General features: G+C 59.3%; 16 protein-coding genes and 1 tRNA gene. 4 read left to right on the top strand and 13 right to left on the bottom strand.

Going from position 1 to position 14795, the window contains the following annotated elements; genetic code table 11:
* Positions 1–59 precede the first annotated feature (59 nt).
* From MKZ87_RS26120 to dapA, 5 genes are all read right to left on the bottom strand, one after another.
* Positions 60–149 (bottom strand) — tRNA-Ser (locus MKZ87_RS26120).
* An 83-nt stretch (positions 150–232) separates the two neighbouring features.
* A complete protein-coding gene (purC, locus tag MKZ87_RS26115; RefSeq protein ID WP_007963288.1) occupies positions 233–946 on the bottom strand; it encodes a phosphoribosylaminoimidazolesuccinocarboxamide synthase in 714 nt (237 codons plus the stop codon).
* 28 nt (positions 947–974) lie between these two features.
* Positions 975–1733 carry an MBL fold metallo-hydrolase gene (locus tag MKZ87_RS26110; protein WP_085700603.1) on the bottom strand — a complete coding sequence of 253 codons (759 nt, stop codon included), beginning with the start codon at positions 1731–1733 and terminating at the stop codon, positions 975–977.
* Between the two features lie 4 nt (positions 1734–1737).
* On the bottom strand, positions 1738–2853 hold the full coding sequence (gene bamC / locus MKZ87_RS26105; RefSeq protein WP_085700602.1) for an outer membrane protein assembly factor BamC: 1116 nt from the start codon (positions 2851–2853) through the stop codon (positions 1738–1740).
* Positions 2854–2870: 17 nt separating this feature from the next.
* Positions 2871–3749, bottom strand: coding sequence for a 4-hydroxy-tetrahydrodipicolinate synthase (dapA, locus tag MKZ87_RS26100; protein ID WP_085683177.1), 879 nt, complete (start codon positions 3747–3749; stop codon positions 2871–2873).
* 313 nt (positions 3750–4062) lie between these two features.
* Between dapA and MKZ87_RS26095 the strand changes: the two genes are divergently transcribed.
* Both MKZ87_RS26095 and MKZ87_RS26090 read left to right on the top strand, forming a co-directional pair.
* Positions 4063–4623, top strand: coding sequence for a glycine cleavage system protein R (locus MKZ87_RS26095; protein WP_007958014.1), 561 nt, complete (start codon positions 4063–4065; stop codon positions 4621–4623).
* 10 nt (positions 4624–4633) lie between these two features.
* Entirely contained in the window at positions 4634–5107 is a 474-nt protein-coding gene (locus tag MKZ87_RS26090; protein ID WP_085700600.1) for a peroxiredoxin, read from the top strand.
* A gap of 34 nt (positions 5108–5141) precedes the next feature.
* On the opposite strand, the gene MKZ87_RS26085 is transcribed toward MKZ87_RS26090, so the two are convergent.
* On the bottom strand, positions 5142–6212 hold the full coding sequence (locus MKZ87_RS26085) for an AI-2E family transporter (protein WP_085700599.1): 1071 nt from the start codon (positions 6210–6212) through the stop codon (positions 5142–5144).
* A 32-nt stretch (positions 6213–6244) separates the two neighbouring features.
* Positions 6245–6484 (bottom strand): sulfurtransferase TusA family protein, encoded by a 240-nt coding sequence (locus tag MKZ87_RS26080; protein WP_085700598.1) that lies wholly within the window; start codon positions 6482–6484, stop codon positions 6245–6247.
* A gap of 97 nt (positions 6485–6581) precedes the next feature.
* Here MKZ87_RS26080 and MKZ87_RS26075 point away from each other — a divergent pair, with 97 nt between their 5' ends.
* Positions 6582–8015, top strand: a complete 1434-nt coding sequence (locus MKZ87_RS26075; protein ID WP_085700597.1) for a M48 family metalloprotease — start codon at positions 6582–6584, stop codon at positions 8013–8015.
* Positions 8016–8093: 78 nt separating this feature from the next.
* On the opposite strand, the gene MKZ87_RS26070 is transcribed toward MKZ87_RS26075, so the two are convergent.
* From MKZ87_RS26070 to rpoE, 4 genes are all read right to left on the bottom strand, one after another.
* Complete coding sequence (locus MKZ87_RS26070) at positions 8094–9542, bottom strand: DegQ family serine endoprotease (protein ID WP_085700596.1); 1449 nt, start codon at positions 9540–9542, stop codon at positions 8094–8096.
* Positions 9543–9748: 206 nt separating this feature from the next.
* On the bottom strand, positions 9749–10711 hold the full coding sequence (locus MKZ87_RS26065; protein ID WP_085700594.1) for a MucB/RseB C-terminal domain-containing protein: 963 nt from the start codon (positions 10709–10711) through the stop codon (positions 9749–9751).
* 8 nt (positions 10712–10719) lie between these two features.
* Positions 10720–11307 (bottom strand): sigma-E factor negative regulatory protein, encoded by a 588-nt coding sequence (locus MKZ87_RS26060; RefSeq protein WP_011332903.1) that lies wholly within the window; start codon positions 11305–11307, stop codon positions 10720–10722.
* Between the two features lie 31 nt (positions 11308–11338).
* On the bottom strand, positions 11339–11920 hold the full coding sequence (rpoE, locus tag MKZ87_RS26055; protein WP_003172477.1) for an RNA polymerase sigma factor RpoE: 582 nt from the start codon (positions 11918–11920) through the stop codon (positions 11339–11341).
* Between the two features lie 556 nt (positions 11921–12476).
* Between rpoE and nadB the strand changes: the two genes are divergently transcribed.
* Positions 12477–14093: an L-aspartate oxidase gene (gene nadB, locus MKZ87_RS26050; protein WP_227234733.1), complete on the top strand. Its 1617-nt coding sequence runs from the start codon at positions 12477–12479 to the stop codon at positions 14091–14093.
* On the opposite strand, the gene MKZ87_RS26045 is transcribed toward nadB, so the two are convergent.
* Together MKZ87_RS26045 and MKZ87_RS26040 are read right to left on the bottom strand one after the other, a co-directional pair.
* The gene (locus tag MKZ87_RS26045) at positions 14062–14514 is read right to left on the bottom strand and encodes a protein YgfX (protein WP_266202150.1); all 453 of its coding nucleotides are present in this window, start codon (positions 14512–14514) and stop codon (positions 14062–14064) included. The two genes, nadB and MKZ87_RS26045, sit on opposite strands and share 32 nt — an antisense overlap.
* Positions 14498–14752, bottom strand: coding sequence for a succinate dehydrogenase assembly factor 2 (locus MKZ87_RS26040; protein WP_007957989.1), 255 nt, complete (start codon positions 14750–14752; stop codon positions 14498–14500). The genes MKZ87_RS26045 and MKZ87_RS26040 overlap by 17 nt, the downstream gene beginning before the upstream one ends.
* Between the last annotated feature and the right edge of the window lie 43 nt (positions 14753–14795).

Here is a 14795-nt window from a genome sequence, read left to right as displayed (position 1 = left end):
GGGAACGAAAAAGCCCCCGTAATCTTCAATGATTACGGGGGCTTAGTCTTGTTCAATAATGGCGGAGAGATAGGGATTCGAACCCTAGGTACCGGTGAAGGTACAACGGATTTCGAATCCGTCCCATTCGGCCACTCTGGCATCTCTCCAACGGCGCGCATCATAACAACACTTTTACCGAAAGCAAACCCTCTTTCGAAAATTTCTCCGTGCTATCAGATGCTTGCGTCGATTAAAGCGGTACGCCCAGACGGTTGGCGACTTCTTCGTAGGCTTCGATGACGTCACCGAGGCCCTGACGGAAGCGGTCCTTGTCCATCTTCTTCTTGGTGTCCTTGTCCCACAGACGGCAGCCGTCCGGGCTGAACTCATCGCCCAGGACGATGGAGCCGTCGCTGAACACGCCGAATTCAAGCTTGAAGTCCACCAGCAAGAGGCCTGCGTCGTCGAACAGTTTGCTCAGGACTTCGTTGACCTTGAGCGACAGTTCCTTCATGCGCGCCAGTTGCTCGGCGGTGCCCCAGCCGAAAGCCACGACGTGGGATTCGTTGATGAACGGGTCGCCCTTGGCGTCGTCCTTCAGGAACAGTTCGAAGGTGTACGGGTTGAGCTTCATGCCCTCCTCGACGCCCAGACGCTTGACCAGGCTGCCGGCGGCGTAATTACGCACGACGCACTCGACCGGGATCATGTCGAGTTTCTTCACCAGGCACTCGTTGTCGCCCAGCAGTTTGTCGAACTGGGTCGGAATGCCGGCCGCTTCGAGTTTCTGCATGATGAAGGCGTTGAACTTGTTGTTCACCATGCCTTTGCGGTCGAGTTGCTCGATGCGCTTGCCGTCGAACGCCGAAGTGTCGTTGCGAAACAGCAGGATCAAGCGGTCAGCGTCGTCGGTCTTGTAAACCGATTTGGCTTTGCCGCGGTAGAGTTCTTCACGTTTTTCCATGATGGGCTCCGCTTGCTAAGTAGATGGGCTAGGCGATGTGGCGCCAGTCGAGCCCTGAATCTTGATCGGCCAGTTGCAGCCAGTCCGGGTCGCACCCGAGGGTGTCGACAAAACATTGCCGGGCCAGCTGCGGCAGGTTGTTCTTGCTGCTCAGATGGGCCAGGACCAGGTGTTGCAGGCCTTGCCAGCCCAACTCGGCCACCAGGAATGCCGCCTGATGGTTATTCAAATGTCCCAGCTCGCCGCCCACCCGCTGCTTGAGAAAGTACGGGTAATGACCACGGGCCAGCATGTTGCGACAGTGATTGGACTCGATCATCAACGCATCGAGATCCCGATAGCCGTCCAGCACCCGTTCACAGTAAGAGCCCAGGTCGGTCAGCAGGCCGAAGCGCCGTTCACCGTCACTGAACACGTACTGAGTCGGTTCCCGCGCATCATGGGCCACGGCAATGACCCCGATGTTCAGAGCACCGATCTGCAACTGCTCGCCACCGGTCACGAAACCGGCAGGTTCAATCGGTTTGCGCATCCCGCGCAGTGTGCCGCGACTGAGGTAGACAGGCAGATTGTAGCGCCGAGACAGCAAACCCACGCCATGCACGTGGTCGGCATGTTCGTGGGTTACGAGTATCGCGCTCAGTTGCGCCGGGTTAACCCCCAGGCGCAACAGGCGTTTTTCGGTTTCCCGCAGGGAAAAACCACAATCCACCAGCACATACGTATCAGCACTGGCGATCAGCGTGCCGTTCCCTTGGCTACCGCTGCCGAGAACGGCAAAACGCATTGGATCAGCCCAGGTTGTCCTGAATCACGCTCAACACTTTGCGGGCCACATCGGCCGGCGCAACGGTGTTGATGTTTTTCTCGACGGTCACCTGAACGTTCTCGCCGACCTTGCTCAGGCGAACCTGATAACGCTCGGCACGGGCTTCAACTTCTTCCTTGGTCGGCGCGCTGCCGAACAGGCTGCTGAAGAAACCTGGCTTCTCGTCTTTCTTCTCGGCCTTTTCGGACAAGTTGATGTAGTAGAGACCCAGGCTGCGGTTGATGTCTTCAACGCGCCATTCGCCCTGTTCCAGCGCACGACCGACGCTCGACCAGGCACGATCCAGATCCGTACCGACGTTCAGTACCGGGTTGCCGCTGCCGTCTTCGCTCAGGCTGACACGGCTTGGGGTGTCGAAATCACGCGAAGCCAGCATCGACACCGAACCACCCTTCTCGGAGGTCCGGCTCATGCTCGCGAGCATGTCGTCAACCAGCGCAGCGTCCAGGCCAGTGTTGACCGAACGGTTGGTGAAATCGACATTGGCGGTGCTGCCGGCAGGACGCTCGGCGCTGACCACGTAGACTTCACTGGTGTTGCGCTGCACGCCAGGCTCGATGCGCACCCGCACGCGGGTTTCGCTGTCGGTGCTGACGCCGGCGGCGCTCAGGCGCTTGGCCATGGCGGCGGACAGTTCATCGGAATGCTGCCAGGTGGTGGTGAATTCGCCGGTTTGCGGGCGCTGTTCATCCAGACGGAAACCGTTGTCTTGGAAGTACTGCACCGCCACTGGCCAGACTTCGGCCGGTGGGTGCTGGGCCATGACCCAACGCGAATCACCGCTCTTCTGCAGCGAGTAGTCGCTGGCATCGGCAACGGTCGACAGCGGTTGAGGACGCGGAACGACGTATTCACCCTTGGCGGTGTCGTCGGCCACGTTGCGCGGGATCGGCAGCAGCGGATCCAGGCGCTTGGAAGTGCTGACGTCTGGTGGCAGTTGCATCGGTGCAGTCTGTTGCGCTTCCAGGTAATCGCTACCACGGTCACGGAAATAACCTTCCGGGCCCCAGATCCATCCGCAGCCACTGGTGCTGGAGATAATCAAGGCAAGTGCGGAAAGTCCGGCCATTCGCTTCATGCGTTGTACTTCCTCAATTAAACCAGGACGTTGCACTGGCGCAGGGCCGAGCGCAGCGTTTCATGACAAGGAGCGCTCAGCCAGGTCAGCGGCAGGCGGATGCCTTCGTGCATCAGGCCCATTTCGACCAAAGCCCACTTCACCGGAATCGGGTTGGCTTCGATGAACAGGTCCTTGTGCAGCGGCATCAGTTTTTCATTGATGGCCCGTGCGGTCTCGGCATCGCCCTTGAGCGCGGCCTCGCACAGGTCGGCCATTTCGCGCGGGGCGACGTTGGCGGTGACGGAGATGTTGCCCTTGCCGCCCAGCAGGATCAGCTCGACTGCGGTCGGATCATCGCCGGACAGCACGATGAAGTCCTTGCTCACGCCGTCGATGATCGCCTTGGCGCGTTTCAGGTCGCCGGTCGCTTCCTTGATGCCGATGATGTTCGGCACGGTGGACAGGCGGATCACGGTCTCGGCCTGCATGTCGCAGGAGGTGCGGCCAGGAACGTTGTAGAGAATCTGTGGGATGTCGACCGCTTCGGCGATGTGCTTGAAGTGCTGGTACAGGCCTTCCTGGGTCGGCTTGTTGTAATACGGGACTACGAGCAGGCAGGCATCGGCGCCGGCTTCTTTGGCATTGCGGGTCAGCTCGACCGCTTCGCGGGTCGAGTTGGCACCGGTACCGGCGATCACCGGAATGCGACCGGCAACCTGTTTGACCACGGCTTTGATGACGGCGATGTGTTCTTCTACATCAAGGGTTGCCGACTCGCCGGTGGTGCCGACCGCGACAATGGCATGGGTGCCGTTCTTGAGATGGAAGTCCACGAGTTTGCTGAGGCTGTCCCAGTCAAGACGCCCTTGTGCATCCATGGGTGTGACCAGTGCCACCATACTGCCCGCAATCATGAAACCGCTCCTGCCGGAAAAAGAGAGCGGTAATGGTACTGGCGCCAAGATGCTTGCACAAGCGAAGTACTGTGCCGCCATTCCCCTTGGCGCCGCTTTTCGCTACCCTTCAGACTTTGATCGGTACTGATCAGCTTGTACGCCGGGTTCCAGTCTCCCGTTTCGGCCTCCCGGGCTCCGTTCCAGTGTCGTTGCCGTACGCTTGCTTGTTCATGGAGCCGTAGCGCCACACGAATCGAGCCTTCCGGACAGTCATTGCCCCGGCAATCAACGCCCTCTCCCTACCGACCGCTCATCGCTTTAGGAATGCTGCATGTCCACCCCCACAGTTCGCGAACAATTCCTTGTCATCAGTGCCCTCGGCGCCAATCCCATGGAGCTGACCAACGTCCTGTGCCGCGCCAGCCATGAAAACCGTTGCGCAGTCGTCACCTCGCGCCTGACCCGCCACGGCGAGTGCAGTGCGCTGGTGCTCGAAGTCTCCGGCAGCTGGGACGCCCTGGCTCGCCTTGAAGGCAGCCTGCCGGTGCTGGCCAAGCGTCATGCGTTCACCGTCAACGTGGTACGCAGCGCCGCCCTGGAAAATCGTCCGCAGGCCCTGCCGTATGTGGCTTACGTGTCTTCGGCGTACCGCCCGGACATCATCAACGAGCTGTGCCAGTTCTTCATGGATCACAACGTCGAGCTGGAAAACCTGACGTGCGATACCTATCAGGCACCACAGACCGGCGGCACCATGCTCAACGCCACGTTCACCGTGACCCTGCCCGCCGGCACCCAGATCAGCTGGCTGCGCGACCAGTTTCTGGATTTCGCCGACGCCATGAACCTGGATGCACTGATCGAACCGTGGCGCCCACAGAACCCAATGTAAGGAAGCTTTCATGGCCGTTGTCATTGACCAACCGGTTACGGATTTCGAAGCACCTGCCACCAGCGGGCAGACCATCAGCCTGTCAGCCCTCAAGGGCAAGCAAGTGGTGATCTACTTCTATCCGAAGGACAGCACTCCGGGCTGCACCACCGAAGGCCAGGGCTTTCGCGATCAATACGCAGCGTTCAAGGCTGCCAACACGGAAATCTTCGGGATTTCCCGCGACAGCCTGAAATCCCACGAGAACTTCAAGTGCAAGCAGGAGTTTCCGTTCGAGCTGATCAGCGACAAGGACGAAGCCGTCTGCCAGCTGTTCGACGTGATCAAGTTGAAAAAGCTCTACGGCAAGGAATACCTGGGCGTTGATCGCAGCACCTTCCTGATCGACAAGAACGGCGTACTGCGTCAGGAATGGCGCGGCGTGAAAGTGCCAGGACATGTCGATGCAGTGCTGGCTGCTGCTCAGGCGCTGAACAAGGCCTGATGCTGTTGGCGCCCTTGCGGGCGCCCCTTCATTTTCAAAGCAGCGGCGCCACCGCCGGCTCCTTGCGCGGCCAAGCATCCAGCACAGCCTTGAACAGGGTCGCCAGCGGAATCGCGAAGAACACGCCCCAAAATCCCCAAAGCCCACCAAACAACAGCACCGCGCAGATGATCGCCACCGGATGCAGGTTGACCGCTTCGGAGAACAGCAACGGCACCAGCACGTTGCCATCCAGCGTCTGAATGATGCCGTAGACCGCCATCAGATAGATGAACTGATCGCTCCAGCCCCACTGGAACAGCGCAATCAGCAGAACCGGCACGGTCACCACCACCGCTCCGACATACGGCACCACCACCGACACGCCGACCAACAGGGCCAGCAACGCTGCGTAGTTGAGCCCTAGCGCGACAAAGGCAATGTATGTCACGCCACCACAGATTACGATCTCGATGACCTTGCCGCGAATGTAGTTGGCGATCTGCCGGTTCATTTCTTCGGCGACCCGGGTGATCAGCGCTCGCTCACGCGGCAAATAGCCGCGCACCCACTCGCCGATCATTGCCCGATCCTTGAGGAAGAAGAACACCAGTATCGGCACCAGCACCAGGTAGATCATGATGTTCACCAGCAGCGGCAAGCTCGACAACGAAAACGTCAGCGCCCACTGGCCGAACTTGCCGATTTCACCCCGCGCCGCTTCGATCGCTTGTAGCACCTGCTCGTCGGACACCAGATGCGGATAACGCTCCGGCAGTAACAGCAGCAGCGATTGCCACTTGGCGAGCATCCCCGGCAGCTCGTTGAACAGGGTGATCAACTGATGCCAGAGCAGCGGCAGCACCACGACGATAAACACCATCAGCACGCCCATGAACAGTGCAAACACCAGACCGACCGCCGCGCCGCCGGGTACGCGCAGGCGCTCGAGCGTGACCACCAGCCCCTGCATCAGGTACGCCAGCACCATCCCGGCCAGCACCGGCGCGAGCATTCCGCCCAGCGTCAGTACAGCGGTGAAGGCGAGAAACAGCAAAACAGCCAGTACCACCGCTTCTTCATCGGAGAAGTAGCGCTGAATCCAGTCGCGCAACACTTTGAACATCAATTTTCCTTAGGTCATTTACGCGGTCGGTTTCAGGCTTTTTTCAGCCAGTAACGGTAGACACCCGCCTCGTCTTCTTCACGCAGCAGCGTATGACCGGCCAACTTGGCGAAGGTGCGAAAGTCGCGCTGCGAACCGGCATCCGTTGCAATCACCTTGAGTACCGCTCCAGTGGGCAGCTTGTTCAGCTCCATTTTGGCCTTGAGCAACGGCAACGGACAATTCAGGCCACTGGCGTCCAGCTCACAGTCATAGGCTACAGCGTCGGTCATGCGTCACTCCGGATCAGGTGGTCAGGCTGCCTAGAATATCTGGTCGCAAGCTCGGTGTCCGGCTACAGTAAGGTCTTTGTCGACTAAGGCTTTGTGCATGACTTTTTTGCGCCCCACCCTGCTGACGCTCGCTTGCCTGCTCGCCTCACCGGGCTTCGCCGACGACCTGCCGTCACTCGGTGACGCCAGCTCTGCCATCGTCTCGCCACAACAGGAATATCAATTGGGTCGCGCCTGGCTGGCATTGCTGCGCAGCCAGGTTTCGCAGCTCAACGATCCACAACTCAAGGACTACGTCGAGTCCAGCGTTTACAAACTGGTGGAAACCAGCCAGGTCAATGACCGACGCCTGGAATTCATCCTGATCAACAGCCCGCAGCTCAACGCTTTCGCGGCGCCGGGCGGAATTGTCGGGGTCAACGGCGGCCTGTTCCTCAATGCCCAGACCGAAGGCGAATACGCCTCGGTACTGGCTCACGAACTGGCGCACTTGTCCCAGCGTCACTTCGCACGCGGCGTCGAAGCCTCGCAGCGGATGCAGGTGCCGATGATGGCGGCGCTGCTGGCCGGTATCGTGATCGCCGCGGCCGGCGCCGGTGATGCTGGCATCGCGACGATTGCCGGCACCCAGGCGGCGGCAATCCAGGAACAACGGCGCTTCTCGCGTCAGAACGAGCAGGAAGCCGACCGCATCGGCATCCTTAACCTGGAAAAGGCCGGATACGATCCGCGCTCGATGCCGACCATGTTCGAGCGTTTGATGCGCCAGTATCGTTTCGACGCCAAGCCACCGGAATTCCTGCTGACTCACCCAGTCACCGAGTCGCGGATCGCCGACACCCGCAACCGTGCCGAACAGGCTAAACCCGGGGGCATCGAAGACAGCATGCGCTATCAACTGATCCGTGCGCGGGTGCAGTTGACCTACGAAGAAACGCCGGGCCTTGGTGCCAAGCGCTTCCGCGCCCAACTCGATGAGAACCCGAAAAACGACGTGGCTCGCTATGGCTTGGCGATCGCCCAGATCAAGGGCGGCCAGTTGAACGAAGCACGGGCGAATCTCACGCAACTGCTGGCCAAATCACCGAACGAGATCATCTACAACCTGGCGCAGATCGATCTGGACATCACCAACAACAAACTGGCCGATGCACAGACTCGGGTTGACCGGATGCTCAGTCAGTATCCTGGCAATTACCCGCTGAATCAGGTTCGCGTCGATCTGCTGCTGAAACAGAACCGCACCGCCGATGCGGAGAAGGCGCTGGAAGGTTTGTTGAAATCACGTCCGGACGATCCGGACGTCTGGTATCAAGTTGCAGAAACTCGCGGGCTGTCCGGCAACATCATCGGCCTGCATCAGGCGCGTGCCGAGTACTTCGCGCTGGTCGGTGATTATCGCCAGGCGATTCAGCAACTGGACTTCGCCAAACGCAAGGCCGGCAGCAACTTCCCGCTGTCCTCACGTATCGATGCCCGCCAGCGCGAGCTGATGGAGCAGGAGCGCATGGTCAAGGACATGATGGGTTAAGCCCGCGCCGAGACAAATTCCGGACAAAAAAAACCGCCTCTTTCGAGGCGGTTTCTTTTTACTTCTTGGACAACTGGATCATTCAGCCAGTTTGAAGGTGATGAAGCTGGCACGGCCCTGACGCAGTACGCGCATCGACACCGAACGGTTCTTTGGCAGCGCCTTCGCAATCTCGGCAAACTCCTTGGAAGAACCAATGGCCTGGTTGTTCAGATGGGTGATGATGTCGCCCGGCTGTAGACCGATCAGAGCTGCAGGACCGTCCTGCACTTCCTTGATCACCACACCGCCCTTCAGGTCGTAGGTTTTCTTCTGCTCGGCGCTCAGCTCTGCCACCGAAACACCCAGACGATTGCTATTGGTCTCGGCACCGGATTTCGGCAGGGCATCCAGCTCCTTGTCTTCGTCCGGGATGGCGCCGACCGTCAACTCGACATTCTTGCGCTTGCCGTCACGAATCACTTCGAGGTTGGCCTTGGCACCCGCCTTCAATGCCCCCACCAGATGTGGCAGGTCAGCGGACATGACGATCGGTTGGCCGTTCATGCTCAGGATCACGTCACCCACTTGCAGGCCGCCTTTGGCAGCCGGGCCGTCATCCTGAATCTGAGCAACCAGCGCACCGGCCGGTTTGTCCAGACCGAACGACTCGGCCAGATCCTTGTTCACTTCCTGGATGACGACACCCAGCCAACCACGGCTGACCTTGCCGCCGCTTTTCAGCTGGTTGGAAACGTCCATCGCCACGTCGATCGGAATGGCGAACGACACACCCATGAAGCCACCGGAACGGGTGTAGATCTGCGAGTTGATCCCGACCACTTCACCGTTCAGGTTGAACAGCGGGCCACCGGAGTTGCCCGGGTTGATCGGCACGTCGGTCTGGATGAACGGCACGTAGTTTTCATTCGGCAGGCTGCGGCCGACGGCACTGACGATGCCTTGGGTCACGGTGTGGTCAAAGCCGAATGGAGAGCCGATTGCCACGACCCACTGACCGGCTTTCAGATCCTGGGATTTGCCAAGCTTGAGCACTGGCAGATCCTTGCCTTCGATTTTCAACAGCGCCACGTCGGAGCGTGGATCGGTGCCGATCAGCTTGGCTTTCATCTCACTGCGATCAGCCAGACGGACAAGGATTTCATCGGCATCGGCGATCACGTGGTTGTTGGTCAGAATGTAGCCATCCGGCGAAATGATGAAACCCGAACCCAACGACTGCGCTTCACGCTGACGATCACCACGCGGAGAACGCTGTTGCGGCGGCATGCCGCGCTCGAAGAACTCGCGCAACATCGGCGGCAAGCCTTCCAGATCAGGCATCTGCTGGCTCACTTTGCGATCCGGCAGTTTTTGCGTGGTACTGATGTTCACCACGGCAGGCGAGGCCTGTTCGACCAGTTGAGTGAAATCAGGCAGGTTGACCGGACTGGCTGCTTCGGCCGCCTGGACTGCAGGAACAGCCTGACCGAGCACCAGCACAGTGGCGAAAATGGAGAGATAAGATTTCAAGCTTGGTATCGACATACAGCTCCCGTTACGACGAGCAGGGTTAAGCGATATGGAGCAAGGAACACCGGAAACCACAGGCCGGCATTTTTGTTCCGGGAACAACAAACAAGGCCAGAGCCGAGAGGCTCTGACCTATAAAAAATTTTCGGGTGTTTTGCAAATGAAAAAGCTCAGCAAACATTTCACGTCTCGAAGACGAAGTGGAGATAGCTGGAATCAGCTCACTGCTTGCTGGTTGCAGCGCCATCATTGCGCATCGACAGGGCAATTCGTTCGGCTGTCCCGATAGGGATCTCGCCAACCACCGTGACCATCATTTCGCCTTGAGGCGTTGTCAAACGGCGGGATACGGCAACGGTCGGGCCCAGTTGAGTCCGGGTATCGGTAACGGTTGCGCCGTTGAGCGGCTCCAGGAAGACAGAGAAACGGGCGAGACCATCGTCGTACATCAGGCTGTTGACCTGGGTCTTGGTTTCCGGATCCTTGTGGGAGGAGCTGCTGGTGAGCTCGAAGCCAGGAGGCAGCCAGTCGGAACGCCAGACCTGGGCGGTCTTGACTGCAGACGCCTTGTCGCTGTCTAGAGTAACCGTCTTGCAATCGGAATCGGCTTGCAGATCTTTATCGGACGGGACATCAGACGTGTCCAGCCGCGTGAACTGGAATCTTTCGAGCAACTGTCCCTTGTCGTTCAACAGCAGCGACTTGAGCGGCAGACCCGTTTCCTTGTCCAGATGCAGTTCGAATCCATAACGGTGCTGATCCCGCGGCGTCAGCGATACGATCACCGCTTCCCGCCCGGCTACGCGCGACTTGCCGATGACGGCAAGGTCATACCAGTTCTTAAGCTTTTGAGGATCCAGAGGACGAGCGGCAGTATTGGGAGAGTCTCCCAGACCCGCAATCAGGGTGCCGCTGACGCACTGAGTATGTCCATCAATGCGCACGACTTCCTGAGCCGAACCGTCGAGCTGAAGCAAACGCTCGCGGACCTGGCCATTCTGGACCCGATGCCAGATGTTATGGGTAGAGAAACTACCGTTACGCTCGTAAACGAATGTGCCGTGAAAGCTTTGCTGCTGCTCGGCCCGGCCCAGGCGGGTCAACCAGTCCTGAGCCTCGTCGGCGTGGGCTGGAACAATGAACCAGCCGCTGAGCAGAAGCGAAAGTAGAGGTATGGCGCGCATGATCCCCCTTAACGGTTTTCCAGGCTTGCTGCACGTGCATAGGGCAGCGCGCTTTCGGTGCCTTTCAGGGCAGCCTGTTGAGCGTGTTGACGCAGGTAACCTGGCAGACGCTGATCATGCCAGCCTGGCTGACCTTGCAATACGCCATTGGCCATTGGGCCTGTGGCTTCCGAACTCTCATTGTAGCCCGCCAATACCGCCGGGCCTTTGACCTGAGGAGTGGCCAACACTGGCTGATTGGATTGCTGGGCGAGTTCCACGCCGGCGATTTCGTCCTGGTTGTACAGGCGAACACCCGCCAGAACGGCAACGGTCACCGAAGCGGCTACGGCCAGACGACCGAGGCTGCGCCATGGACCGCGGGACACTTTGGCAGGGGTCGCTTCGTCTTCCAGTGCAGCAGAAACAGCCGCAGCGAGATCCAGACGTGGAAGCAACAGATCCTTGTGCATGGCTGCCCGAGCGATCTGGTAACGAGCCCAGGTTTCACGGGTTTCAACATCGTCCAGTGCATTGAGCACTCGACGCAATTCCAGTTCGTCCGCTTCGTTATCCATCACTGCGGACAGCGATTCCTGCAGGGCTTCACGACTCATGGCGTTCCTCTCTTGGCTGTCGCCGCTGTCTTTAGTTTTCCTGCAACAACGGCTGCAGGGCTTTATCGATGGCCTCCCGGGCGCGGAAAATCCGGGAGCGCACGGTACCAACCGGACATTGCATGACGCTCGCGATGTCCTCGTAACTCAGACCATCGAATTCACGCAAAGTTAACGCCGTGCGCAAATCCTCTGGCAGTTGCTGAATGGTTCGATGGACGGTGCCCTCGATCTCATCCCGCAGCAATGCACGTTCAGGCGACTCGAGATCCTTCAGGCCGTGATCGCCGTCATAGAACTCTGCATCTTCGGAACTTACATCACTATCCGGCGGCCGACGGCCGCGTGAAACCAGATAGTTCTTCGCCGTGTTAATGGCGATGCGGTACAGCCACGTATAAAACGCACTGTCGCCGCGGAAATTTCCAAGCGCTCGATATGCCTTGATAAAGGCTTCTTGTGCGACGTCCTGGGCTTCATGGGTGTCGTGCACAAAACGCACGATCAACCCGAGAATTTTGTGCTGATACTTCAGCACCAGCAGATCGAAAGCTCGCTTGTCGCCACGCTGAACGCGTTCGACCAGCTGCTGATCCTCTTCCTGGGTTAGCATGAACACTCCTCGATAAACTCGGAGGAGGCTTGCATGACCAATCGACCGGACTTGCAAACATAGACTCGGGCTTTTCGCAAAAGTTCTCCCCCTCCAAGCAAGTTTCCTGCGAGCTCTGATTTGGCACGCACGAAAAACGCAGCGCGGGATGAACCGGCTGCGCGAATAATCTTGTCATCGGCTCGCCGGCAAGAACCCAACCGCAGGTTCCGCATTGAAGCCGACACTGTCCCTTGTTTCGGGCAACTGTCTATTGATCTTGGGCCTCTGGCAAAAGTTCCAAATATTTATAGACGTGTCGCACCGACCTTGTGCAACCGTGAGCGGAAAAAGCCTGTTTCATCGTCGATACAGTCGCTTTTCCCCAAAACCGCTGAAAAAACTGACGACAAAGCGTCGGGATTTTCCGTCACGGTAGTTTCACAATGCCATATCGGCCCGGCTATTGTGCCGCCCAACCCCTCTATATACTAGTGGGCTGTGTGGCTGCCTCGACTCGCCCATCCGCCAGTCCTGCGCCAACCCCGACCCGGGTCGCTTTGAGCGGAATCCTGAAATGAGCCAACAGTTTCAACACGATGTTCTGGTGATTGGCAGCGGTGCTGCCGGTTTGAGTCTCGCGCTGACCCTGCCCGGTCACTTGCGCATCGCCGTATTGAGCAAAGGTGACCTCGCCAACGGCTCGACCTATTGGGCACAAGGTGGCGTCGCGGCCGTGCTGGACGACACCGACACCGTCGAGTCCCATGTCGATGACACTCTGAATGCCGGTGGCGGCCTGTGCCATGAAGACGCGGTGCGTTTCACCGTCGAGCACAGTAAGGAAGCAATCCAGTGGCTGATCGACCAGGGCGTGCCGTTCACGCGCGACGAGCAGTCCGGTACGGAAGACGGCGGTTTCGAATTCCACCTGACCCGCGAGGGCGGCCACAGCCATCGCCGGATCATCCACGCAGCTGACGCCACTGGCGCTGCGATTTTCACGACCCTGCTGGCCCAGGCCAAAGAACGCCCGAACATCGAATTGCTCGAACAGCGGGTAGCGGTCGACCTGATCACCGAGCGTCGGTTGGGGCTGGAAGGCGAACGTTGCCTGGGCGCCTACGTGCTCAATCGAAAAACCGGAGAAGTCGATACCTTCGGAGCACGCTTTGTGATCCTGGCGTCCGGCGGCGCCGCGAAAGTCTATCTATATACAAGCAACCCCGACGGCGCCTGCGGTGACGGCATCGCCATGGCCTGGCGTTCGGGCTGCCGCGTGGCAAACCTGGAGTTCAACCAGTTCCACCCCACTTGCCTCTACCACCCGCAAGCCAAGAGCTTTCTGGTAACCGAAGCCCTGCGTGGCGAAGGCGCCCATTTGAAGCTGCCGAACGGCGAACGCTTCATGCAACGTTTTGACCCACGTGCAGAACTGGCACCACGGGACATCGTCGCCCGCGCCATCGACCATGAAATGAAGCGCCTGGGTGTCGATTGCGTCTACCTCGACATCAGCCACAAGCCCGAAGCCTTCATCAAATCGCACTTCCCGACTGTCTACGAGCGCTGCCTCGGCTTCGGCATCGACATCACCAAGCAACCGATTCCGGTCGTACCGGCGGCGCACTACACCTGCGGCGGCGTGATGGTCGATCAACAGGGCCGCACCGATGTGCCCGGCCTGTACGCCATTGGCGAAACCAGCTTCACCGGCCTGCACGGCGCCAACCGTATGGCCAGCAACTCGCTGCTCGAATGTTTCGTCTACGCCCGCTCAGCTGCAGCGGACATTCTCGAGCAACTGCCCGACGTCGCGATCCCGCGCGCCCTGCCCGCCTGGGACGCCAGCCAGGTGACCGACTCCGATGAAGACGTGATCATCGCCCACAACTGGGACGAATTGCGGCGGTTCATGTGGGACTACGTCGGCATCGTGCGCACCAACAAGCGCCTGCAACGGGCACAGCATCGCGTGCGTCTGCTGCTGGACGAAATCGACGAGTTCTACAGTAACTACAAGGTCAGCCGTGACCTGATCGAGCTGCGCAACCTGGCGCAAGTGGCAGAACTGATGATCCGCTCGGCCATGGAACGCAAGGAGAGCCGGGGCCTCCATTACACCCTCGACTACCCGGACCTGCTGCCTGAAGCGCTCGACACTATTCTGGTGCCGCCCACCTACGCCGGCTGAACTTGAGGCGTACCCGCAGGCGTCGGTGCAAATCCGACGCCTGCGCATCCCGCGGCACGCAGATCGACCTGACGCGCCGCTCACCACGCAATCGAAAACGCAACACCACGATCAGCGGCAGCGCCAGGCTGTCCGGGCGCAATTGCACCGCTTGCCAGCCATCGGCCTTGTTCCACAGCTGCCAGCCATCCGCGTCCCGACGCAATCGGCAAAATGCCTTGGGATGACTCAACAGAATCTGCCGTGGCAACACCCAGACAGCATGGGCGAGACATGCGAATGCCCCCAGCAGAGAACCCCATAAAGGAATCGACAACAGAAACAAAGAACCCAGCGCGAATGCCTGGGCCAGCAGATACGCCGCCAGCAACTGCCGTGAGGCGTGCCAGCGGCATTCGAACGTGTTACTTGGGCTGGACACGATCCAGAATCATGCGAACCATGCGTTGCAGCTCGGGATCTTCCGATTCGCTGCGCTCCATGAACCAGCCGAACATGTCCTGATCCTCGCACTCGAGCAGGCGGACATACAACGCGCGATCCACCTCATTCAGATTGGCGTAGACCTCTTTCACGAACGGCACCAGCAACACGTCGAGTTCCAGCATGCCGCGACGGCTGTGCCAAAAGAGGCGATTCAGTTCAACTTGTTCGACCATGGAGCCCTCCTCAAATAGGCCGCAAGTATACAGGCCCGAAGCA

Source organism: Pseudomonas sp. MCal1, from assembly GCF_026341415.1.
Classification (GTDB): domain Bacteria; phylum Pseudomonadota; class Gammaproteobacteria; order Pseudomonadales; family Pseudomonadaceae; genus Aquipseudomonas.
Note: the sequence above shows the minus strand (reverse complement) of the source record. Positions and strands in the feature narration are given on the sequence as shown.